This is a genomic window from Enterobacter sp. ECC_219_Taxon_10 (genome assembly GCF_058354905.1).
Genome location: NZ_CM178005.1, coordinates 1,902,523 through 1,925,103, shown reverse-complemented (window position 1 = coordinate 1,925,103; position 22,581 = coordinate 1,902,523). Strand labels below are relative to the sequence as shown.

Annotated in this window: 20 protein-coding genes; 4 read left to right on the top strand and 16 right to left on the bottom strand. The window is 55.6% G+C overall.

Annotated features, from left to right (window positions below; translation table 11 throughout):
• The first annotated feature begins 164 nt into the window (after positions 1 to 164).
• The gene (gene fhuE / locus AC4ICF_RS09160) at positions 165 to 2,354 is read left to right on the top strand and encodes a ferric-rhodotorulic acid/ferric-coprogen receptor FhuE (protein ID WP_316378914.1); all 2,190 of its coding nucleotides are present in this window, start codon (positions 165 to 167) and stop codon (positions 2,352 to 2,354) included.
• An 83-nt stretch (positions 2,355 to 2,437) separates the two neighbouring features.
• Here the strand turns inward: fhuE and ptsG are convergent, their stop codons facing one another.
• The 14 genes from ptsG to yceD form a co-directional block, all read right to left on the bottom strand.
• On the bottom strand, positions 2,438 to 3,871 hold the full coding sequence (ptsG, locus tag AC4ICF_RS09155; RefSeq protein ID WP_028012724.1) for a PTS glucose transporter subunit IIBC: 1,434 nt from the start codon (positions 3,869 to 3,871) through the stop codon (positions 2,438 to 2,440).
• 297 nt (positions 3,872 to 4,168) lie between these two features.
• Entirely contained in the window at positions 4,169 to 4,963 is a 795-nt protein-coding gene (locus AC4ICF_RS09150) for a metal-dependent hydrolase (protein WP_491466208.1), read from the bottom strand.
• A gap of 10 nt (positions 4,964 to 4,973) precedes the next feature.
• Positions 4,974 to 5,978: a DNA polymerase III subunit delta' gene (gene holB / locus AC4ICF_RS09145; protein ID WP_316378913.1), complete on the bottom strand. Its 1,005-nt coding sequence runs from the start codon at positions 5,976 to 5,978 to the stop codon at positions 4,974 to 4,976.
• On the bottom strand, positions 5,975 to 6,616 hold the full coding sequence (tmk, locus tag AC4ICF_RS09140) for a dTMP kinase (protein WP_316378912.1): 642 nt from the start codon (positions 6,614 to 6,616) through the stop codon (positions 5,975 to 5,977). The genes holB and tmk overlap by 4 nt, the downstream gene beginning before the upstream one ends.
• Positions 6,606 to 7,628 (bottom strand): cell division protein YceG, encoded by a 1,023-nt coding sequence (gene yceG / locus AC4ICF_RS09135; RefSeq protein ID WP_116340660.1) that lies wholly within the window; start codon positions 7,626 to 7,628, stop codon positions 6,606 to 6,608. The genes tmk and yceG overlap by 11 nt, the downstream gene beginning before the upstream one ends.
• Positions 7,629 to 7,630: 2 nt before the next feature.
• A complete protein-coding gene (gene pabC, locus AC4ICF_RS09130) occupies positions 7,631 to 8,440 on the bottom strand; it encodes an aminodeoxychorismate lyase (RefSeq protein ID WP_316378911.1) in 810 nt (269 codons plus the stop codon).
• A 121-nt stretch (positions 8,441 to 8,561) separates the two neighbouring features.
• Entirely contained in the window at positions 8,562 to 9,803 is a 1,242-nt protein-coding gene (gene fabF, locus AC4ICF_RS09125; protein ID WP_045630098.1) for a beta-ketoacyl-ACP synthase II, read from the bottom strand.
• A gap of 91 nt (positions 9,804 to 9,894) precedes the next feature.
• Positions 9,895 to 10,131 (bottom strand): acyl carrier protein, encoded by a 237-nt coding sequence (acpP, locus tag AC4ICF_RS09120; protein WP_003857954.1) that lies wholly within the window; start codon positions 10,129 to 10,131, stop codon positions 9,895 to 9,897.
• Positions 10,132 to 10,285: 154 nt separating this feature from the next.
• Complete coding sequence (fabG, locus tag AC4ICF_RS09115; protein WP_080327518.1) at positions 10,286 to 11,020, bottom strand: 3-oxoacyl-ACP reductase FabG; 735 nt, start codon at positions 11,018 to 11,020, stop codon at positions 10,286 to 10,288.
• A gap of 12 nt (positions 11,021 to 11,032) precedes the next feature.
• Complete coding sequence (gene fabD, locus AC4ICF_RS09110; RefSeq protein ID WP_316378910.1) at positions 11,033 to 11,962, bottom strand: ACP S-malonyltransferase; 930 nt, start codon at positions 11,960 to 11,962, stop codon at positions 11,033 to 11,035.
• Between the two features lie 16 nt (positions 11,963 to 11,978).
• A complete protein-coding gene (locus AC4ICF_RS09105) occupies positions 11,979 to 12,932 on the bottom strand; it encodes a beta-ketoacyl-ACP synthase III (RefSeq protein WP_116340666.1) in 954 nt (317 codons plus the stop codon).
• 6 nt (positions 12,933 to 12,938) lie between these two features.
• The gene (gene plsX, locus AC4ICF_RS09100; RefSeq protein WP_116340668.1) at positions 12,939 to 13,973 is read right to left on the bottom strand and encodes a phosphate acyltransferase PlsX; all 1,035 of its coding nucleotides are present in this window, start codon (positions 13,971 to 13,973) and stop codon (positions 12,939 to 12,941) included.
• An 80-nt stretch (positions 13,974 to 14,053) separates the two neighbouring features.
• A complete protein-coding gene (rpmF, locus tag AC4ICF_RS09095) occupies positions 14,054 to 14,227 on the bottom strand; it encodes a 50S ribosomal protein L32 (RefSeq protein WP_003857964.1) in 174 nt (57 codons plus the stop codon).
• Positions 14,228 to 14,243: 16 nt separating this feature from the next.
• On the bottom strand, positions 14,244 to 14,765 hold the full coding sequence (gene yceD / locus AC4ICF_RS09090) for a 23S rRNA accumulation protein YceD (protein WP_316378909.1): 522 nt from the start codon (positions 14,763 to 14,765) through the stop codon (positions 14,244 to 14,246).
• Between the two features lie 140 nt (positions 14,766 to 14,905).
• On the opposite strand from yceD, the gene AC4ICF_RS09085 reads away from it, so the two are divergent.
• Positions 14,906 to 15,490: a Maf family protein gene (locus AC4ICF_RS09085; protein ID WP_166710771.1), complete on the top strand. Its 585-nt coding sequence runs from the start codon at positions 14,906 to 14,908 to the stop codon at positions 15,488 to 15,490.
• 100 nt (positions 15,491 to 15,590) lie between these two features.
• Here AC4ICF_RS09085 and rluC read toward each other — a convergent pair whose 3' ends face one another.
• Positions 15,591 to 16,538, bottom strand: a complete 948-nt coding sequence (gene rluC / locus AC4ICF_RS09080; RefSeq protein ID WP_048999989.1) for a 23S rRNA pseudouridine(955/2504/2580) synthase RluC — start codon at positions 16,536 to 16,538, stop codon at positions 15,591 to 15,593.
• 572 nt (positions 16,539 to 17,110) lie between these two features.
• Between rluC and rne the strand changes: the two genes are divergently transcribed.
• Positions 17,111 to 20,218, top strand: coding sequence for a ribonuclease E (rne, locus tag AC4ICF_RS09075; RefSeq protein ID WP_316378907.1), 3,108 nt, complete (start codon positions 17,111 to 17,113; stop codon positions 20,216 to 20,218).
• Between the two features lie 40 nt (positions 20,219 to 20,258).
• Here the strand turns inward: rne and AC4ICF_RS09070 are convergent, their stop codons facing one another.
• Positions 20,259 to 21,161, bottom strand: a complete 903-nt coding sequence (locus AC4ICF_RS09070) for a LysR family transcriptional regulator (RefSeq protein WP_395312682.1) — start codon at positions 21,159 to 21,161, stop codon at positions 20,259 to 20,261.
• A 145-nt stretch (positions 21,162 to 21,306) separates the two neighbouring features.
• Here AC4ICF_RS09070 and AC4ICF_RS09065 point away from each other — a divergent pair, with 145 nt between their 5' ends.
• Positions 21,307 to 22,521 carry an MFS transporter gene (locus tag AC4ICF_RS09065; RefSeq protein ID WP_316378906.1) on the top strand — a complete coding sequence of 405 codons (1,215 nt, stop codon included), beginning with the start codon at positions 21,307 to 21,309 and terminating at the stop codon, positions 22,519 to 22,521.
• Positions 22,522 to 22,581 lie beyond the last annotated feature (60 nt).

Sequence of the window (22,581 nt, the reverse complement as noted above, 5' to 3'; positions counted from 1 at the left end):
AAACATTATTTCAGTTCCGCTCGACACATCTGTTTACAGCATTAATAGCAATGCGTATATTTCGCATTTGCATTTTCATGCGCATTTTTAACATAGAAAACGACGTCAGACCGTGTCTTCGGGACTGACGCAGCTAACCTTCACCGTTCATTAAGGGTTTGATAATGTCTTTCAATCATCACACCAGGGATGGGCAACGTCAGTCTGTCGCAACGCCTTCGTTGCTGGCAGCCTGTATTGCCATGGCATTGATGCCAGCCGTGAGTTTTGCCGCCGCCACAGGCGAAGATACCGTTGTGGTTGATGGCGGTTTCGATAGCGTCCCGGATGCCTCCAGCGGGCAGGATCGGGATTACAGCGTAAAGACCACTACCACGGGGACCAAACTGCTCCTCGTGCCCCGCGATATTCCGCAGTCCGTTAGCGTCATTAGCCAACAGCGCATGGCGGATCAGAACCTGCAGTCTATCGGCCAGGTGTTAAACAACACGACTGGCGTAACGGCGCAGGTCCAGGACAGCGACCGTACCGTATTTTATTCACGCGGATTTTTCGTCAGCAACTACGCCTTTGACGACCTGCCAACCTCCATCAGCGAAGTGTGGAACTTCGGCGACACCGCCGCCGATACCGCGATTTACGACCGTATCGAAGTGGTCCGCGGCGCAACCGGGCTGATGTCCGGTACCGGTAATCCGGCGGCGTACGTCAATATGGTGCGTAAACATGCAGACAGCAATGAATTCAAAGGCAATGTCTCCGTCAGCTACGGCAGCTGGGACAAACAGCGCTACGTGCTGGATCTGCAGGCACCGCTGGTAGAGTCCGGGAAGGTGCGGGGACGCCTGATTACGGGCTATCAGGACAACGACAGCTTCGTGGACAACTATCACTACCGGAAGAAGTTCCTTTACGGCGTGATGGATGCTGACTTCACCGACAGCACGACCCTCTCAGTGGGGTATGAGTATCAGGAAAGCCACACCGCCGATCCGACCTGGGGCGGGCTGCCGACCTGGTACAGCGACGGCAGTAAAACCGATTACAGCCGTAGCCAGACCGTCGCGCCTGACTGGGCCTACTCGGACAAGGACAGCACCCGCATCTTCGCTAACCTGACGCAGCGTTTCGATAACGGCTGGGAAGCGCACGTCAACGGCATGCACGCGGAGACCAACTTCGACAGCAAGCTGATGTATATGTCCGGCTATCCCGATAAACAGACCGGTGCGGGCATGGTGGGCTACGGCGGCTGGAACAAAGGTGAACGCAAACAGGATGCGGTTGATGCCTTCCTGCGCGGCGGCTTCGATCTTTTCGGCCGTCAGCACGAGATGATGTTTGGCGGCAGCTTCAGCCGACAGCGCAACCATTATGACAACAGAATGCCGGATGCGCTGTACGGCATGGTTGACGTGGGGAATTTCAAAAACTGGAACGGGAATATCGCCGATCCGCAGTGGACGCCGTGGAAGCTCTACAGCCAGGACGACATCCGCCAGTCATCGGCCTATACTTCCGCCCGCTTCTCGCTGGCCGACCCGCTGCACCTGATCCTCGGGGCGCGCTACACCAACTACAACATTCGCTATAACCCGGCGGGCTCTCCTGACACCCGTCTTGAAAGCACCAAAGATGACGTAACGCCTTACGCGGGCCTGGTCTACGATATCAACGAAGACTGGTCGACCTACGTCAGCTATACCTCCATCTTCCAGCCACAGGACAAGCGTGACGCCAGCGGACGCTATCTCGACCCAACGACGGGCAAAAGCTATGAAGCCGGCGTAAAAGCGGATTGGTTCAATACCCGCCTCACCACCTCGCTGGCGATTTTCCGCATTGAACAGGATAACGTGGCGAGCAACACCTATACCTACATGCCGAGCGGTGAGTCGATTTATGAATCGCTGGACGGCGTGGTCAGCAAAGGGATTGAGTTCGAGCTAAACGGCGCCCTGACCGATAACTGGCAGCTGACGTTCGGCGCAACCCGCTACATTGCGGAAGATAAGAACGGCAACGCTGTCAGTTCCGATCAGCCGCGCACGACACTGAAGCTGTTTACCCGTTATCAACTGCCAATGCTGCCAGCGCTGACGGTAGGCGGTGGCGTAAACTGGCAGAACAAAGTGTGGACAGATGTGGACGGTGGCCCGGCGGGACAATCCCGCGCAGAGCAAGGCAGCTACGGGCTGGTTAACCTGTTCAGCCGTTATCAGGTGACCAAAGATTTTGCTGTTCAGGCGAACGTTAACAACCTGTTCGACAAAGAGTATTACGACTACGTCGGCTCTTACGTGGTTTATGGCGCGCCGCTGAACGTCTCGTTGAGCGTGAGCTACGACTTCTGAGCGTTAAGCCGCCACCTGGCACAACAAACTACAGCAATAAAAAAGGCAGCCATTCGGCTGCCTTAGTCTCCCCAGGTCACAGCTTAGCTGTTGCGGATGTACTCATCCATTTCGGTTTTCAGGTTATCGGATTTAGTACCGAAGATTGCCTGAACGCCCGAACCTGCAACAACCACGCCTGCTGCGCCCAGTTTTTTCAGACCCGGCTGGTCTACTTTCGCAACGTCAGCAACGCTCACACGCAGACGAGTGATGCACGCGTCCAGGTTAGTGATGTTCTCTTTACCGCCGAACGCGGCAACCAGTGCCGGAGCCATTTCGCTTGTCGCGCCTGCTTTGCTGTCTTCAGTTGCATCTTCACGACCCGGAGTTTTCAGGTCCAGTGCTTTGATCAGCACGCGGAAGATGGTGTAGTAAACAACGGCATAGCACGCACCCACGATTGGGAACAGCCACAGCTTGCTGCTGTTACCGGACAGAACGATGAAGTCGATCAGGCCGTGAGAGAAGGACGTACCGTCACGCATACCCAGCAGGATACAGATTGGGAACGCCAGGCCAGCCAGTACAGCGTGGATGATGTACAGGATCGGCGCAACGAACATGAAGGAGAACTCGATCGGCTCGGTGATACCGGTCAGGAACGAGGTCAGCGCTGCGGAGATCATGATACCGCCCACTTTTGCACGGTTTTCTGGCTTAGCAGAGTGCCAGATAGCAATCGCAGCAGCCGGCAGGCCGTACATTTTGAACAGGAAGCCACCAGACAGTTTGCCTGCAGTTGGGTCACCCGCCATGTAACGTGGGATATCGCCGTGGAACACCTGACCCGCTGCGTTGGTGAATTCACCAATCTGCATCTGGAATGGAACGTTCCAGATGTGGTGCAGACCGAATGGCACCAGGCAACGCTCAATGAAGCCGTAGATACCGAACGCGACAACCGGGTTCTGGTAAGCAGCCCACTGAGAGAAGGTCTGGATAGCGGAACCGATTGGTGGCCAGATGAAGGACAGGATCACGCCAGTGAAAATCGCTGCCAGACCAGAGATGATCGGAACAAAACGCTTGCCCGCGAAGAAGCCCAGATACTCAGGCAGCTTGATGCGATAGAAGCGGTTGAACATATACGCTGCAATCGCACCGGAGATGATACCGCCCAGAACACCAGTATCTGCCAGGTGTTTCGCGGCAATCTCTTCTGCCGGTAAATGCAGAACCAGTGGCGCAACCACGGCCATGGTTTTCACCATAATACCGTAAGCAACCACTGCAGCCAGCGCAGAAACGCCGTCGTTATTGGTGAAGCCCAGCGCAACACCGATAGCGAAGATCAGAGGCATATTAGCAAAGACGGAACCGCCTGCTTCAGCCATCACATGGGAAACTACGGCTGGCAGCCAGCTGAAGTTAGCAGAACCGACACCCAGCAGGATACCTGCGATAGGCAGTACGGATACTGGCAGCATCAGCGATTTACCGACCTTTTGCAGGTTAGCAAATGCATTCTTAAACATAATTGAGAGTGCTCCTGAGTATTTGTGCTTTTTTTACGCTTTCACGCATTGGCCCGGGGGGAGTACCGTGCCGTGGACAGGACATCTAAGCGCCCTTTATTTATTACACAGAGTAAAATAATTCCCTCTGAGTTTGTTTGACGGCTATCACGTTTCAGCTTAAGGCGGTCGAAAAACTTTCAGTAATTTACAAAAAGCATGTCTGGATGTTTCTAAGAAGACCGTTACCGCCCCAAATGAGGCGGTGAACTTTACTCGTTTTATTTATTAATTACGAGCCTAAAAAAAACAGGCTTATCAGACGGATTGCAGGCGGGCGGGGTCAATATGGAACAGCGCAGAGAAGTTTTGCGTCGTGACGCGGGCCAGTTCTTCAATACTGACGCCTTTAAGCACGGCCATGTACTCCGCTACGTCTCGCGTCATGGCCGGCTGGTTCTCTTTACCGCGATGCGGTACCGGCGCCAGATACGGAGAGTCTGTTTCCACCAGAATGCGATCGAGCGGAACATAACGCGCAGCATCACGGAGTTGCTCAGCGTTACGGAACGTCACGATCCCGGAAAACGAAATATAAAACCCCAAATCAAGCAGTTTACCCGCCGTTTCTCTGTCTTCTGTGAAACAGTGTAGTACGCCACCGCAATCCGTCACGTTTTCTTCCCGGAGGATCGCCAGCGTATCGGCGCGCGCGTCGCGGGTATGCACGATGACGGGCTTGTTCAGTTCGCGGCCAATGCGGATATGGTTGCGGAAGGACGCCTGCTGACGCGGTTTCGTTTCCGGCGTGTAAAAATAATCCAGCCCGGTTTCCCCCATCGCCACGACGCCCTCTTCTGCTGCCAGTCGGCGCAGATCTTCTACGTCATACTCTTCATCCTGGTTCAGCGGATGAACGCCGCAGGAGAACACCACGTTATCGCGAACGCCCACCAGCTCACGCATTGAGCGATACCCCGGCAGCGTCGTCGCCACCGCAAGACAAAATTTCACATCGCGGGCAGCGGCTTTCGCCAGCACGTCATCCACGTCGTTGTGCAGGAATTGATAATCCAGGCCATCAAGATGGCAGTGTGAGTCGACTAAAAACATAATGTCTCTCTCAGAGATGGGAAACAGGCGGCGTAACGCCTGGTTGCAGGTAATGTTCGATACGCAACAGCTGGTCTGTCAGCAAAAGCTCGCGATTAAGGCCCGTCACGGTTAAAAGCTGTTCGCGGCTCTCGCAAACATCATGAAGGATAGCGTGCAGAGACGCGCCTGTAAGGCGGCTCGCCAGCATGTTCACCAGGGGCCACTCGTCCGGGTTAGTCAGCAGCGTTGCCCCTTGCTGGATTTTTAGCGCATCCAGAAGCAGGGAGGCCAGCCAGTGCAGACGCTCAACGGCCCGATCGCTATTCAGCGCAGGCAGTAAACCCAGCCAGTCCTGGGTGTTAAGTGAAGCCTCAAGGGCCCGGCAGAGCGCTTCTCGCTGCGACCAGACGTCAGGCTGCAGTAACGCCAGCGCCGCCGCGGGTGCGCCGCTGCTGAGGCGCAGCGCAGACAGCGCGCTCTCCTGTGACGTTGTCACCTCTCGTTCCAGCCAGCTCAGCGCCCACGATTCCTGGGGCACCGTCAGGTGATGAAGGCGGCAACGGCTGCGCAGCGTCGCCAGCAATCGTCCCGGATCCCGGCATGAGAGGAAGAACCACGTTTTTTCCGGCGGCTCTTCCAGGGTTTTAAGCAGAGCGTTCGCCGCCGCCTCGGTGAGCAGCGCAGCGTCGTTGAGCCAGACAACCTTCGCCCCGCCCAGTCGCGCATGTTCATACAGTTTCTCGCTGACTTCACGCACGGCATCAATACCGAGCGCGCTTTTGCCCTTCTCAGGCTCAAGCGTATAGTAGTCAGGATGCGTGCCCGCCTGCATCAGCTGGCAGCCGCGGCATTTACCGCAGCTTTTGTGCCCTTCCGGCTGCTGGCACATCAGGAAGCGGGTGATGGCGTAGATCAATGCATCATCCCCCATTCCCGGCAACGCCTGAATCAGTAGCGCATGATGCCCCCGCCCGGCCTGATAGCTGCCGATGAGCTGTTCAAAGTGCGGGCGCAACCATGGATACCATTTCATGCCTGCTGCTCCTGTAGCCACTGCGTAACGGTCTGCCGGATATCTCGCGTCACGTTTTCCAGAGATTGCGTTGCATCAATGGTACGAATTGCGCTGTCCTGTGCGGCCAGTTCAAGATAGCGTGCGCGCGTGCGGTTAAAGAAGTCGTAAGACTCCTGTTCAATGCGATCCAGTTCGCCGCGCGCGCGGGCGCGTTTGAGGCCCACTTCCGGGGTCACATCCAGATAGAGCGTCAGGTCCGGGCGAAAATCACCCAGTACGGCATCACGCAGGGTTGCCAGCATCGTCTGGTCAATACCGCGCCCACCGCCCTGATAGGCCTGAGTCGACAGATCGTGACGGTCGCCAATCACCCACTTGCCTTCGGCCAGAGCAGGTTGAATAACGGTCTCAACCAGCTGGACGCGAGCCGCGTAAAACATCAGCACTTCGGCTTTGTCAGTGATAACTTCGTCGCCAACGGATTTAATGTCCAGCACCAGGCTACGCAGTTTCTCCGCCAGCTGAGTACCGCCCGGCTCGCGGGTGAAAACCATGTCGGAAATGCCAAGCGATTTCAGCGTATCGACCACCACGTTGCGGGCTGTGGTTTTACCCGCCCCTTCGAGTCCCTCAATGACAATGTATTTACTGCGCATTTTTTTCCTTAAGTGCCTTCAGATAGTCCTGAACAGAGCGATTATGGCTGGCAAGGTTGGTGTTAAAGGTGTGCCCCCCTTTTCCATCAGCCACAAAATAGAGGTACGGAGTTTTGGCCGGGTGCGCGGCGGCTTTAAGCGAAGCCTCGCTCGGCGTGGCTATCGGGCCCGGCGGTAAACCGTTAATCACGTAAGTATTATACGCCGTTGGCGTTTCCAGATCTTTTCTGGAGATCTTGCCGGCGTAGCTCTCGCCCATGCCGTAGATGACGGTCGGGTCGGTTTGCAGACGCATGCCGATTCGCAGACGGTTGATGAATACCGAAGCGACACGATCGCGCTCGGCAGCAACGGCCGTCTCTTTCTCGATGATCGAGGCCATTGTCACAAACTGGTTTTGATCTTGATAAGGCAGCCCGTCCATGCGCCCTTCCCAGGCGGAATCAACCGCCGCAACCATCTTTTTGTGTGCCCGTTTAAGAATCGCCACATCGGTCGTGCCTGCCGTATACATCCAGGTGTCAGGCCAGAACCAGCCTTCTACCCACTCAGGATGTTCAAATTTCAGCACCTCGGCGACCGTCTCGTAACGGTCATCTTTGAGCGTATGCTTGATGTAAGGCGCATCACGTAATTGTTTAAGGTAATCGCTCAGGCGCATCCCTTCGACAAAACGCAGCGGGAACTGTGCCTCTTTACCACTTTCCAGCAGCTGTAGCATCTCTCTGACGGTCATGCCAGGCGTAAAGCGATAGGTGCCAGCCTTGAAGTGAGACAGTTCAGGCTCAATACGCAATAACCACTGGAACACGCGTGGACGGTTGATAATTTTATCCCCGTAAAGCTGCTCGCCCAGCGCCATCCGCCCGGTACCTGCTTTCAGGGTAAAAATCGTCTCGTCTTTAATCAGGATTTTACTGTCCGCCAGCTGGCGAACCTTCCATACTCCCGCTCCGCCGGCGATACCCAGCGCAACGATCAGGAGAAGGACAAAGCGCAACATTTTCTTCATGACTATCTGATTTGCTCACATATCGGGGCTAAAAACGTAAACAGCTCGCGCGAAGACCAGCGTTGTTGCCCATATGCCCGGACGGGTATAACAGGCATCAACGCATTACAGATAACGACCTCATCGGCGGTCAGCAGCGCCTCTTCCTTTGCGTGTACTTCGACACCGTTAAAGCCCGCACGTGCCAGCTGTTGCAAACAAAACTGGCGCATGATGCCGTTAACCCCAGCCTGTTCCAGCGAAGGCGTGAATACGTCGCGGCCCTTCCGCCAGAATAAATTAGCCGCACAGCATTCCGTAATGAACCCTTCGCTGTCAAGAACTAGCGCCTCATCGGCGTCCGTCTGTTCAAGATGAGTACGAATAAGTACCTGTTCAAGGCGATTAAGATGTTTTATTCCGGCGAGCATCGGGTTTCGCCCCAGGCGTACCGGGCTCAGCGTCAGGGTCACCCCCTCCTCACGCCAGCGCGCATAGTGAGCGGGATAAGCTGAAACAGAAAGAATACGCGTGGGATGCTGACAGGCGGACCCGCTGTACCCTCGCCCGCCACTGCCGCGGCTGATGATAACTTTTAAGACGCCGCTTGTTTTGCCTGACGCCAGCCGACGCATCTCGCGTTCGAGAATGTCCCACTGGATGAAGGGAATCAGCAATTTCTCGCAGGCTTTTTGTAAACGACGAATGTGGGCGTCAGGCAGACATACCTCACCGTCAAGAATACGCGCAGTGGTGAAACAGCCATCGCCAAACTGAATTGCCCTGTCGCTTGCCGGCAGCGTTTCTTGCTCAAGGCCATTAATTAAAAACATGGTGGCTCCTTATGCGTGGAGGCTCAGTCTGGCAGGATGTTATAAGCCGGACAAGGGGATTTTCCCTAATAAAAAAGGCCCGGCAAGCGGACCTTTTTTTATAGCTTTCGGGCAGTCAGGCTCAGACCTTTTTGAAGATCAGAGAACCATTCGTGCCGCCAAAGCCGAAGGAGTTACACAGGGTGTACTCCATACCGCTAACCTGGCGCGCTTCGTGCGGAACGAAGTCCAGATCGCAACCTTCATCCGGGTTATCCAGGTTGATGGTTGGCGGAACAGCCTGATCGCGCAGCGCAAGGATAGAGTAAATAGACTCTACTGCACCCGCCGCACCCAACAGGTGACCGGTCATGGATTTCGTGGAGCTGACCATTACGCGGCTGGCAGCCTCGCCGAAGATAGACTTAACCGCCTGAGCTTCTGCTTTGTCGCCTGCCGGCGTAGAAGTGCCGTGCGCGTTAACGTAGCCAATCTGCGCCGGGGTAATACCCGCATCACGGATCGCGTTTTCCATCGCCAGCGCAGCACCCGCGCCGTTCTCCGGAGGAGAGGTCATGTGGTAAGCATCGCTGCTCATACCGAAGCCAACGACTTCAGCATAAATTTTTGCGCCACGTTTTTTCGCATGTTCGTACTCTTCCAGCACGAGCATACCTGCGCCGTCACCCAGCACGAAACCATCGCGGTCTTTATCCCACGGACGGCTCGCCGCCTGAGGGTTATCGTTACGGGTAGAGAGCGCACGCGCCGCGCCGAAACCACCGACACCCAATGGGGTACTGGCTTTTTCAGCACCACCCGCAACCATAGCATCTGCATCGCCGTACGCAATAATACGCGCGGCCTGGCCGATGTTATGCACGCCAGACGTACACGCGGTAGCGATAGATATGCTTGGCCCACGCAGGCCGAACATAATGGTCAGGTGACCTGCCACCATGTTAACAATCGTGGACGGAACGAAGAACGGGCTGATCTTACGCGGTCCGCCATTCATCAGTGATGTATGGTTTTCCTCAATCAGGCCAAGACCGCCAATCCCGGAGCCGATAGCAGCGCCGATACGGGTTGCGTTCTCTTCCGTAATCTCAAGGCCAGAATCCTGCATGGCCTGAACGCCAGCGACAATTCCATATTGAATGAAGGCATCCATCTTGCGCTGTTCTTTGCGCGAGATGATCTCTTCACAGTTAAAATCCTTTACTAAGCCAGCAAATTTCGTTGCATAGGCGCTAGTATCGAAATGGTCGATTAGGCTGATGCCGCTCTGACCGGCAAGGAGAGCTTTCCAGGTGGACTCTACGGTATTGCCGACAGGAGACAACATGCCAAGTCCGGTCACAACTACACGACGCTTAGACACGTTTGTCCTCCAGGGAGGGATAAAAAAAGAGATTCGTGGGACTAAAAAAGATAAAACTCAGGCGGTCGAATGACCGCCTGGAGATGTTCACTTACGCCTGGTGGCCGTTGATGTAATCAATGGCAGCCTGAACGGTGGTGATTTTCTCAGCTTCTTCGTCCGGAATCTCAGTATCAAACTCTTCTTCCAGAGCCATTACCAGCTCAACGGTGTCAAGAGAATCTGCGCCCAGGTCTTCAACGAAGGAAGCGGAGTTCACAACTTCTTCCTGCTTAACGCCCAGCTGTTCGCCGATAATTTTCTTAACGCGTTCTTCGATAGTGCTCATACTCTTAAATTTCCTATCAAAACTCGCTTTCGCGATGGTTTTCGTAGTGTATAAAATGTTGAAAAATTTGCAACTAAATCCCGGCAGGTCTTACCACGATTTTACGTTATTTTGAGGCCATTTGCCCTAATAACGCAAATATTTTCGATCGTGATTAAACCATGTACATCCCGCCGTTGACGTGGAGGGTCTCACCAGTGATGTAACCCGCTTCGTCAGAGGCTAAAAATGCAACCGCACTGGCGATTTCTTTAGGGTCGCCAAGACGACCCGCCGGAACTGCCGCCAGCGTACCCGCACGCTGATCATCAGTCAGCGCACGCGTCATGTCCGTTTCAATAAAGCCCGGAGCAACAACGTTTACAGTAATACCGCGGGACGCGACTTCACGCGCCAGCGACTTACTGAAACCAATCAGACCCGCTTTCGCCGCAGCGTAGTTAGCCTGACCAGCATTTCCCATGGTACCAACCACAGAACCAACAGTGATAATACGACCATGACGCTTTTTCATCATAGCGCGCATTACCGCTTTTGACAGACGGAATACAGATGACAGGTTGGTTTCGATAATATCGTTCCACTCATCATCTTTCATTCGCATCAGAAGGTTGTCGCGTGTGATCCCGGCATTATTGACCAGAATATCCACTTCGCCAAACTCTGCGCGAATATTTTCCAGAACAGATTCGATAGATGCAGGTTCGGTCACATTCAGTACCAGACCTTTACCGTTCGCACCCAGATACTCGCTGATGGCCTGAGCGCCCTTCTCGCTGGTTGCTGTACCAATCACCTTCGCGCCGCGCGCAACCAGTGTTTCAGCAATTGCGCGCCCGATACCGCGGCTTGCGCCAGTCACCAGGGCGATTTTTCCTTCAAAACTCATGGTATTCCTCTTTTATTGCGAGAGTGCCGCTGACATCGCTTCCGGCTCGTTAATCGCCGAGGCAGTCAGGGTGTCAACAATACGTTTTGTCAGACCGGTGAGGACTTTACCAGGGCCGACTTCATACAGGTGCTCAACGCCCTGAGAGGCCATAAACTCAACGGTTTTGGTCCACTGTACAGGGCTGTAGAGCTGGCGAACCAGTGCGTCACGGATAGCCTCCGGCGCGGTTTCGCATTTCACATCGACGTTGTTCACAACGGAAATCGTCGGTGCGTTAAAGGTAATTTTTTCCAGCTCAGCCGCCAGTTTCTCAGCGGCGGGCTTCATCAGCGCACAGTGAGACGGTACGCTGACCGGCAGAGGCAGCGCGCGTTTCGCGCCAGCGGCTTTACAGGCAGCGCCGGCACGTTCAACCGCTTCTTTATGACCAGCGATAACGACCTGGCCCGGCGAGTTGAAGTTAACCGGAGAAACCACCTGACCTTCAGCGGATTCTTCACACGCTTTTGCAATCGCGGCATCATCCAGACCAATAATGGCAGACATGCCGCCGGTACCCTCTGGCACCGCTTCCTGCATGAACTTACCACGCAGTTCTACCAGGCGCACCGCGTCAGCAAACGCGATCACACCGGCGCACACCAGCGCAGAGTATTCACCCAGGCTGTGACCCGCAAGCAGCGTTGGCGCTTTACCACCCTGCTGCTGCCATACTCGCCACAGCGCAACGGACGCGGTCAGCAGCGCTGGCTGAGTCTGCCAGGTTTTGTTCAGCTCTTCGGCCGGCCCCTGTTGGGTCAGTGCCCACAGATCATAACCCAGCGCATCAGAAGCTTCACGAAAAGTCTCTTCAATGACCGGGTAGTTTGCTGCCATTTCAGACAACATCCCAACGGTTTGAGAACCCTGGCCCGGGAACACAAAAGCAAATTGCGTCATTTTTTTATTCCTTATCCTAGAAACGAACCAGCGCGGAACCCCAGGTGAACCCGCCACCGAAGGCTTCAAGCAAGACCAACTGGCCCCGTTTGATTCGTCCGTCGCGTACCGCTTCATCAAATGCGCACGGTACCGACGCCGCAGAGGTGTTGCCGTGACGATCCAGCGTCACCACAACGTTATCCATCGACATGCCCAGCTTTTTGGCGGTCGCACTGATGATACGCAGGTTCGCCTGATGCGGTACCAGCCAGTCAAGCGCGGAACGCTCAAGGTTATTCGCTTCCAGCGTTTCATCAACGATGTGTGCAAGCTCTGTCACCGCAACCTTGAACACCTCGTTCCCTGCCATGGTCAGGTAAATCGAGTTGTCCGGATTAACGCGATCGGCGTTAGGCAGGGTCAGCAGTTCGCCATAGCTGCCATCGGCATGCAGATGCGTAGAGATGATACCCGGCTCTTCGGACTGCCCCAGCAGCACCGCACCAGCACCATCACCGAAAATAATGATCGTTCCACGATCGGTTGGATCGCAGGTGCGCGCCAGCACGTCAGCACCGATTACCAACGCATATTTAACGGCACCGGATTTCACGTACTGATCGGCAACGCTCAGGGCATAGGTGAAGCCAGCGCACGCGGCAGCGACGTCAAACGCCGGGCAGCCTTTAATGCCGAGCATGTTCTGCACCTGACACGCCGCGCTTGGGAAAGCATGCGTGGCAGACGTCGTGGCAACCACGATCAAGCCAATCTCTTCTTTATCGATACCCGCCATTTCGATAGCGCGCTGTGCGGCTTCGTAACCCATAGTGGATACGGTTTCGTCTGGCGCGGCGATACGACGTTCGCGGATACCTGTGCGCGTGACAATCCACTCGTCAGACGTATCTACCATTTTTTCCAGATCGGCGTTGGTACGCACTTGTTTTGGCAGGTAGCTGCCGGTACCTAAAATCTTCGTATACATGTACGCTCAGTCACTTTTAGCTAATACAGATTCCAGGCGAGCGGCAATCCGCTGAGGGACTTGTCGCTGCACCGCCTGCACTGCCTGTTCAATGGCGACAGAAAATGCTCGCTGATTGGCGGCGCCATGACTCTTAATCACGATGCCGCGCAATCCTAACAGACAGGCGCCATTATACTGGTCGGGGTTGAGGTGACTGAATCGCCGCGTCAGGCTCTTTTGTAACCAACGCTTCAATAAAATCAACCACCAGGCGCTTTTTTTGCCTTCTCCCTGAGATTTCAGCAGAGAAAGGAACATGCGCACGACCCCTTCCATGGTCTTCAACGTTACGTTTCCGGTGAAGCCATCGCACACCAGAACATCCGTTTTTCCCGTCAGCAACTCATTGGCTTCGAGATATCCAATATAGTTGATGGAGGGAACCTGTTTGAGCATTTCAGCAGCTTCGCGAATGCTGTCCAGGCCTTTGGTCTCTTCTTCACCAATATTCAATAACGCAACGCGGGGATTGCTAATCCCGACCACGTCTTCTGCCAGCACCGACCCCATCACGGCGAACTGAGCCAGCATGGTACTATCACAATCCACGTTAGCGCCCAAATCGAGCACCACCGTCTTTCCCTTCTGCTGATGCGGTAACACCGTCACCAGCGCCGGTCGCTCAATGCCCTCAATCGGCTTGAGCAGTAATTTCGACAGCCCCATCAGCGCGCCGGTATTGCCGGCACTGACGCAAGCCTGCGCTCGCCCTTCTTTTACCAGTTCCAGCGCGGTGCGCATAGAACTGCCGCGGCTATTGCGAATCGCCTGCGAGGGCCGGGCATCACTGGCAATAACTGACTGCGCAGGAATAATCTGCAGACGCGAACGTTGTTCAAAGTCAGCTTTTGCAAGTAATGGCGTGATTGTGTCGGGATTGCCGACTAAAAGAAGTGTGAGTTGCGAATTAGAATTCAGTGCCTGCAATGCTGCAGGCACTGTCACGGAAGGGCCGAAATCTCCCCCCATGACATCTAACGCCAGGGTTAGACGTGTCAAGGTATCGTCGCAGCCTGGTTCGGTAACTTCCCCGTTTGCACGGGGAAATCCTCACTAAGCCTAATCACGCTGACGCGTGATTACTTAGTGATAACCTTGCGGCCGCGGTAGAAACCGTCAGCGGTGATGTGGTGACGCAGGTGTTTCTCACCAGAAGTCTTGTCTACAGACAGGCTGGTAACTGCGGTCAGCGCGTCATGGGAACGACGCATGCCACGTTTGGAACGGGTTGGTTTATTCTGTTGTACGGCCATGGACCTTACTCCTCAATTACTTACGCTTTAAGCTGGCTAATACGGCAAATGGGTTTGGTTTTTGCGCTTCATCAGGCAGTTCCCCAAAGACCATGTCCGCCTCGGACACTTCACAGTGTTCAGAATCATGCACCGGAACTACTGGCAAGGAGAGGATGATTTCATCTTCAACCAGAGCCAGAAGATCGATTTCACCGAATTCGTTAACCTCAATCGGCTCGTACGCTTCCGGGAGTGCTTCAGCCTGTTCGTCAGAACGAACCGGACTGAAACAATACGTTGTGTGAACATGCTGTACAAACGGTTTCCCGCAACGCTGACACTCGAGCGTTACCGTTACCTTCGCATCACCGGTTAAAACGGCGAGACGCTGGTTGTCGATAGCGAACGACATGGAGCATTCTACATCACTGTCCACACTGACTACAGATGCGGCAATACGCTCGGCCTGATCGGAAGTATAGATACCTTCGTAATCGAGGCGTTTTTGAGCCGTACGAACCGGATCAAGAGTCAGGGGTAATTTTACCTTTTGCATAGGGCGCGCATATTAACTTTGTAACGTCATAGAGTCAAAGAAAAAGGCAACCAGAGCTGCCTTTTGCCAATTATTCGCACACATTGCGGCCTGTAGTTTAAAATGGCTGGCATCGATACGCTATATCTGGTGATAAAAATATGCCAAATCTCGTACTTGCTTCCACGTCCCCCTACCGTCGAATGCTGCTGGAAAAGCTCGGGATCCCGTTTGAATGCGCCGCGCCGGACGTTGATGAGACGCCGCAGCCGGGCGAGTCGCCGCGTCATCTGGTGACGCGTCTTGCGAAGGAGAAAGCACAATCGCTGGCCGCACGTTATCCTGCACATCTGATTATAGGCTCCGATCAGGTTTGCGTGCTGGATGGCGAAATCACCGGCAAGCCCCATACGGAAGAGAACGCCTGCCAGCAACTTCTGCGCGCGCGTGGCAGTATCGTGACCTTTTATACGGGCCTGGCGCTCTATAACTCCGCCTCCGGCCATCTGCAAACCGAATGCGAGCCGTTCGACGTGCACTTCCGCCATCTGAGCGAGCAGGAGATTACGGATTACGTGCGCCGGGAACGTCCACTGAACTGTGCGGGGAGCTTTAAAAGTGAAGGGCTGGGGATTGCGCTGTTCGACAAGCTGGACGGTCGGGATCCGAACACACTGGTGGGATTGCCGCTGATTGCCTTGTGCCAGATGTTAAGGCGTGAAGAGTGTAATCCGCTGACAATATGACTGGGACGCTGCCGGCCTGATGCCCTCTCCCCGGCCCTCTCCCACAGGGAGAGGGTGCAAACATTAAAAACGACAACTTCGTTGCCGTTTTGCTTTTACCTTAGCCGCGCAGAACCTTCAGGCAGCGTTTCAACTGCTCATCCAGCGGCGCTTCAATACGGATAATTTCACCGGTATTAGGATGGGTAAACTTTAGCGCGGCCGCATGCAGGAACAGACGCGACAGCCCCGTGCCCGCCAGCTGTTTATCAAATTCGCGGTCGCCGTAGCGGTCATCAAACGCAATCGGATGGCCCGCAAACTGCGTATGGACGCGAATCTGGTGAGTACGTCCCGTCACCGGACTGCAGCGCACCAGCGTGGCAAACTCATAGCGCTCTTCAACCTTAAAGCGCGTCTCAGACGGTTTCCCTTCCTGACTCACGCGGACAATGCGCTCGCCGCTTTGCAGAATGTTCTTCAGCAGCGGCGCCTGCACCACCTTCACGTGGGACTGCCACTGACCGCGCACCAGCGCCAGATAATCTTTCTGCATTCCCTTCTCGCGCAGCTGCTCGTGCAGGGAACGCAGCGCAGAACGCTTTTTCGCTACCAGCAGCACGCCTGAGGTATCACGGTCCAGACGGTGAACCAGTTCGAGGAAACGGGCTTCCGGACGCAGCGCACGTAACCCTTCAATCACGCCGAAGCTCAGACCGCTACCACCGTGGACGGCGGTACCCGATGGCTTATTGAGCACCAGAATATGATCGTCCTCATAAAGGATAACATCGCTCAGGGCCGCGACTTTTTGCAGCTTCGGAGAAACCACCTCTTCTTCGCGTTCTGCCACGCGCACCGGTGGAATACGCACTTCATCGCCCGCTTCGAGCTTATACTCAGGCTTCACGCGTTTTTTGTTCACCCGCACCTCGCCCTTACGCAGGATGCGGTAAATCATACTCTTTGGCACACCCTTCAGTTGGGTGCGCAAGAAGTTATCGATACGTTGCCCCGCGTAGTCATCCGCGATAGCAACCATTTTTACGGCTGGAGTCTCTGTTTTCATGGTTGGCGATTCTAAATATCGTCAGCCATTAGCGCCACTCATTTTTCTATGCTTATATTTACTTTTATCCGGCCTGCGCCCTGTTTCACGCAATCGATTTGGTGGTTATTAAACCAATCACCACCTTGAGGTGAAGAAACTGTGAGTAACCGGGTGATAATTGGTAAAAGTCATCTTGCTATAACCTGGCGAGCAGTGGAATAATGAGGCTGTTTTCCGCGTTAAATCCGGGTTTTGTAAGGATGTCGACGGAATGACCAATTTTGTCTGACCGATCATCAACGCAGCAATGGCGTAAGACGTATTGATCTTTCAGGCAGTTAGCGGGCTGCGGGTTGCAGTACTTCCCGGTATAAGGATTGTTCTCTGGAGAGTTCTACCCAGGCAATTCCCCTGATAATTGCGCTGTGTTTCCGTATGAAACACAGGCAACCGACACTCTGCGCCTCTTAAGCGAGCGACAACCGTGAGGTTGGCGACGTGAACAGACACGAGGCCATCGGTTCATACCCCGGAAAGCGTCACCTTGCCCGCAGCTTTGTCGTCAATGTAAGAATAACGAGTAAGTTACGATGAAAAGAATGTTAATCAACGCAACTCAGCAAGAAGAGTTGCGTGTCGCCCTTGTGGATGGGCAGCGCCTGTACGATCTGGATATCGAAAGTCCTGGACACGAACAGAAAAAAGCGAACATTTACAAAGGTAAAATCACCCGCATTGAACCAAGCCTTGAAGCTGCATTTGTCGACTACGGTGCTGAGCGTCATGGTTTCCTCCCTCTGAAAGAAATCGCTCGCGAATATTTCCCTGCAAACTACAACGCCCATGGCCGCCCAAACATCAAAGATGTTCTGCGTGAAGGTCAGGAAGTTATCGTACAGATTGATAAAGAAGAGCGTGGCAACAAAGGTGCCGCACTGACCACCTTTATCAGCCTGGCGGGGAGCTATCTGGTGCTGATGCCAAACAACCCGCGTGCGGGTGGCATCTCTCGCCGTATCGAAGGTGATGACCGTACCGAGCTGAAAGAAGCTCTGGCAAGTCTCGAACTGCCGGACGGCATGGGACTTATCGTACGCACCGCAGGCGTCGGCAAATCAGCCGAAGCGCTGCAGTGGGACCTGAGCTTCCGTCTGAAGCACTGGGAAGCGATCCAGAAAGCCGCTGAAAGCCGCCCTGCTCCGTTCCTGATTCACCAGGAAAGCAACGTTATCGTGCGTGCCTTCCGTGACTACCTGCGTCAGGACATCGGTGAGATTCTGATCGATAACCCGAAAGTGCTTGAGCTGGCTCGCCAGCACATCGCCGCGCTGGGTCGTCCGGATTTCACCAGCAAAATCAAGCTGTACACCGGTGAAATCCCGCTGTTCAGCCACTATCAGATCGAATCTCAGATCGAGTCCGCCTTCCAGCGTGAAGTGCGCCTGCCGTCCGGCGGTTCTATCGTCATCGATACCACGGAAGCGCTGACCGCTATCGACATCAACTCCGCGCGTGCAACCCGCGGCGGCGACATCGAAGAGACGGCCTTCAACACCAACCTTGAAGCCGCTGATGAAATCGCCCGCCAGCTTCGCCTGCGCGACCTGGGCGGTCTGATTGTTATCGACTTCATCGACATGACCCCTGTTCGCCACCAGCGTGCGGTTGAAAACCGCCTGCGTGAAGCGGTGCGTCAGGATCGCGCGCGTATCCAGATTAGCCATATCTCGCGCTTTGGCCTGCTGGAGATGTCCCGCCAGCGTCTGAGCCCGTCGCTGGGTGAGTCCAGCCATCACGTCTGCCCGCGCTGTTCCGGCACCGGTACCGTGCGTGACAACGAATCGCTGTCTCTCTCTATCCTGCGTCTGATTGAAGAAGAAGCGCTGAAAGAGAATACCAAAGAGGTTCACGCCATTGTGCCTGTGCCAATCGCCTCCTACCTGCTGAACGAAAAACGTGCAGCTGTCAGTGCGATTGAAGCGCGTCAGGGCGGCGTTCGCTGCATCATCGTACCGAACGATCAGATGGAAACCCCGCACTATCACGTGCTGCGTGTCCGTAAAGGCGAAGAGACCAGCACCCTCAGCTACCTGCTGCCGAAGCTGCATGAAGAAGAGATGGCGCTGCCTTCCGATGAAGAACCCGCAGAGCGCAAACTGCCAGAGCAGCCAGCGTTAGCGACCTTCATCATGCCTGAAGCTCCACCGGAAGCAGCCCTGGAAAAACCGGCGGCCAAGCCTGCAGCGCAGAAACCAGAAGCCGCGGCCGCGAAGGCCCAGCCGGCGCAACCGGGTCTGCTGAGCCGCTTCTTCGGCGCGCTGAAGAAGATGTTTGCGGGTGAAGACGTTCAGCCAGAGCAGCCGAAGGAAGAACCAAAAGCAGCCAAACCTGAGCGTCAGCAGGACCGTCGCAAACGTCAGAACAACCGCCGCGATCGTAACGACCGCAGCGACCGTAACGAGCGTCGCGACAGCCGTTCAGATAACAACGAAGGCCGTGAGCCGCGCGAAGACAACCGTCGCAACCGTCGCGAGAAACAGCAGCAGAATGTTGAAGATCGTGAAATTCGCCAGCAGGCGGGCGATGAGTCCGAGAAGAGCAAACAGCGCGACGAGCAGCAACCACGCCGCGAACGCAACCGTCGTCGTAACGACGAGAAGCGTCAGGCGCAGCAGGAAGTTAAAAACCTGAACCGCGAAGAGCCTGCTGAGCAGCAGGACGGCGAGCAGGAAGAACGTACTCAGGTTATGCCACGTCGTAAGCAGCGCCAGCTGGCGCAGAAAGTGCGCATCGGTGCGGCTCCGGTAGAAGAAACTGCAGTTGTGGCGGCTGAAGCGGCAGAAACCGCAACAGGTACTCAGGTTGCAAAAGTTGACCTGCCAGCCGTCGTGGACAATAACGTTGAGCAGGATGAAAACGGTGAAAACCGTGACAACGCAGGTATGCCGCGTCGCTCCCGCCGTTCTCCACGTCATCTGCGCGTCAGCGGCCAGCGTCGTCGTCGTTATCGTGACGAGCGTTACCCGACTCAGTCTCCAATGCCGTTGACCGTGGCGTGCGCGTCGCCAGAAATGGCATCCGGCAAAGTCTGGATCCGTTACCCGGTCGCTCGCCTTGAGCAGGCTGTTGAAGAACAGGCTGTTACCGAAGAGGTGATTGCCCCTGTAGCAGCGGTTGAAGACGCGGTGACCGAAGCAGCAACCGTGGTTGAACCTCAGGTTGTTGAAGTGGCAGAACCACACGCAGTGGACGTCGAAACCACCCACCCTGAAGTGATTGCCGCGCCAGTTGATGCCGCACCGCAGATTATCGCTGAAGAGGATGTCGTGGTGGCTGAGGAAGTCGCTGAAGAGGCTGAACCTGTAGCCGCGGTAGAAGAAGCCGCTGAAACCCTCGTCGAAACCACCACTGAAGAAGTCGTTCAGGACGTTGAGATTCAGGTTGAGCCGGTTGTCGAAGAAGTGAAAGCGCCTGAAGTGAAGCCTGAGCCGGTTAAGGTTGTTGCCGCGCCTGCGCCAGCTCACGTTGCGACAGCGCCAATGACGCGTGCTCCGGCACCAGAGTATGTGCCTGAAGCCCCGCGCCACAGCGACTGGGTTCGCCCGGCGTTCAGCTTCGACGGTAAAGGCGCTGCAGGCGGCCACAGTGCAACGCATCAGGCGACTGCACCGGCGACGCGTCCGCAGTCTGTCGAATAACGACACAGAAAGTAAAAAGCCGACCTTCGGGTCGGCTTTTTTATGCCTGCTGCACGGGCTTTCTCATCCCGGTGACCTCCGGCATGATCTGCCGCATCAGTTCCAGAAATCGCCGCAAGCGCGCCGGATAATAGCGGGACCAGGGGTAAACCAGATGCACCGGTAACGCCGCCGGTTGCCACTCTGGCAGTAAATGCACCAGCCGCCCTTCCCGAATATCGTCCTGAACCGTCCAGCTGGATACGACCGCCACGCCAAGCCCGGTGAGTGCCGTATTGCGTGCGACATACAGGCTGTCGGTACTGAGGCGTGGGGTAATATTCACTCGCGCGGTAGCGGATGATGCCTCGTGAAAGAGCTCCACATGGCGCTGGTAGAAAGAGCTGATAGCAATCCACGGCAGCTGCTGCAGATCCTCCGGCGTATTAACCGTCGGAAAACGGTCCAGCAGTGCCGGAGAAGCCACCACCGAACGCGGCACTTCGGCCAGCAGCACGGATACGGTCGCCGGATCGACTTCCATTCCCACCCGAATAGCACAGTCAAGGTTGTCGCCCAGGAAATCAGCCGATCGATCGTTGAGCATCCACTCAATCGAAAGCTGCGGGTAACGCTGCAAAAACTCGGTTAGCGGTTTCAGGAGCTGATCCTGACCAAACGCGTGCGGTGCCCGCACCCGCAGCACGCCTACAGGTTCATCTTCCGTCTGTCCCACCTCATCTTCCAGCGCCAGCCAGCTGTCAATCACCCGACGGGCGTGCTGATAGCAGCGCTCGCCGTCATCCGTGAGCCGCGTCGTGTGGGTCGTTCGCAACATCAGGCGCACGCCCAGCATTGTCTCAAGCGACTGCAGCCGCCTGCTCACCGTGGCCTGGGTTGTATCCAGCTGCCGTGCCGCCGCAGAGAGTGACCCTGCCTCCACAATGCGGACAAACGTCCGCATTAGCTCCACCCTGTCTATACGCTCAGTTCTTTTCATCTTGTTCGCATTTATACGCTCAACGTATAAGCGTTTTACCACCGCACCCGCTACCGTCGCAAGGCGTACTGATAAAAAATAGCCTCACACGATGAATGAGGAACGTCTTATGAACACAACAACTGCCGCCCATGCCGTAAGCCGCTGGGTCATCTTAATGCTGGCGCTCGGTGCAGGCTTCAGCGTGGCATCCATCTATTATGCCCAGCCGCTGCTGCCCCTGATGGGCGCTGACCTTCACCTGAGTATCGAAGGAATGGGCCTGGTCCCGACGCTCACCCAGGCGGGATACGCCTTAGGGATCCTGTTCCTGCTGCCGCTCGGCGATCGCCACGACCGCAGAACGTTAACCCTGATAAAGAGTGCGGCGCTGGCGTTGTTTCTCCTGGGCTGTAGCCTGACCGGACAGATCCACTCCCTGCTGCTGGCAAGTCTGCTCATCGGCATGGCCGCCACCATGGCGCAGGATATTGTCCCGGCAGCGGCGATTCTTGCGCCGGAAGGTAAACAGGGAAAAACCGTCGGTACGGTGATGACCGGTCTGCTGCTGGGCATTTTGCTCTCCAGAACCGTCAGCGGCGTGGTGGGCGAAGCGTTTGGCTGGCGCGTGATGTACCAGCTGGCTGCGGCAAGTATTGCGTTTATCGGGGTGGTGATGTGGGCCGTGCTCCCTCGTTTCGCGATTCACTCCACGCTGAGCTATCCCGCACTGATGCGCTCGATGGAACATCTGTGGCGTCGTTATCCCGCTCTGCGCCGTGCGGCGCTGGCCCAGGGTTTTCTGTCGATTGCCTTTAGCGCCTTCTGGTCAACGCTTGCAGTCATGCTGCTGGAACGCTATCACCTCGGCAGTGCCGTCGCCGGTGGTTTTGGTATTGCAGGTGCTGCCGGTGCATTAGCCGCACCGCTGGCAGGCGGCCTGGCGGATAAACTGGGTGCCGGGAAAGTGACGCAGATTGGCGCAATCCTTGTGACCATCTCGTTTGCCCTGATGTTCCTGATGCCCGCACTGGGGGTTCACGGACAGCTGATTCTGATTGCCGTCTCTGCCATCGGGTTCGATCTGGGCCTGCAGTCCAGCCTGGTCGCGCACCAGAACCTGGTCTACAGCCTTGAGCCGCAGGCTCGTGGCCGCCTGAACGCCCTGCTCTTTACCGTGATCTTTATCGGCATGGCGTTGGGTTCCGCGTTAGGCAGCAATATTTACACGCTGGCTGGCTGGACGGGTGTGGTCGCGCTGGCAACGGTCTGCGGCATCATTGCGCTGGCAATCCGCCTGATTGAAAGCGCGCGCGTCGCCTCAGCACCAGCAGAAATGGCATAAAAAAATGCCCAATCCAGACGGATTGGGCAGTAAAACATGCCCAGTTTCAAGACATGTTCC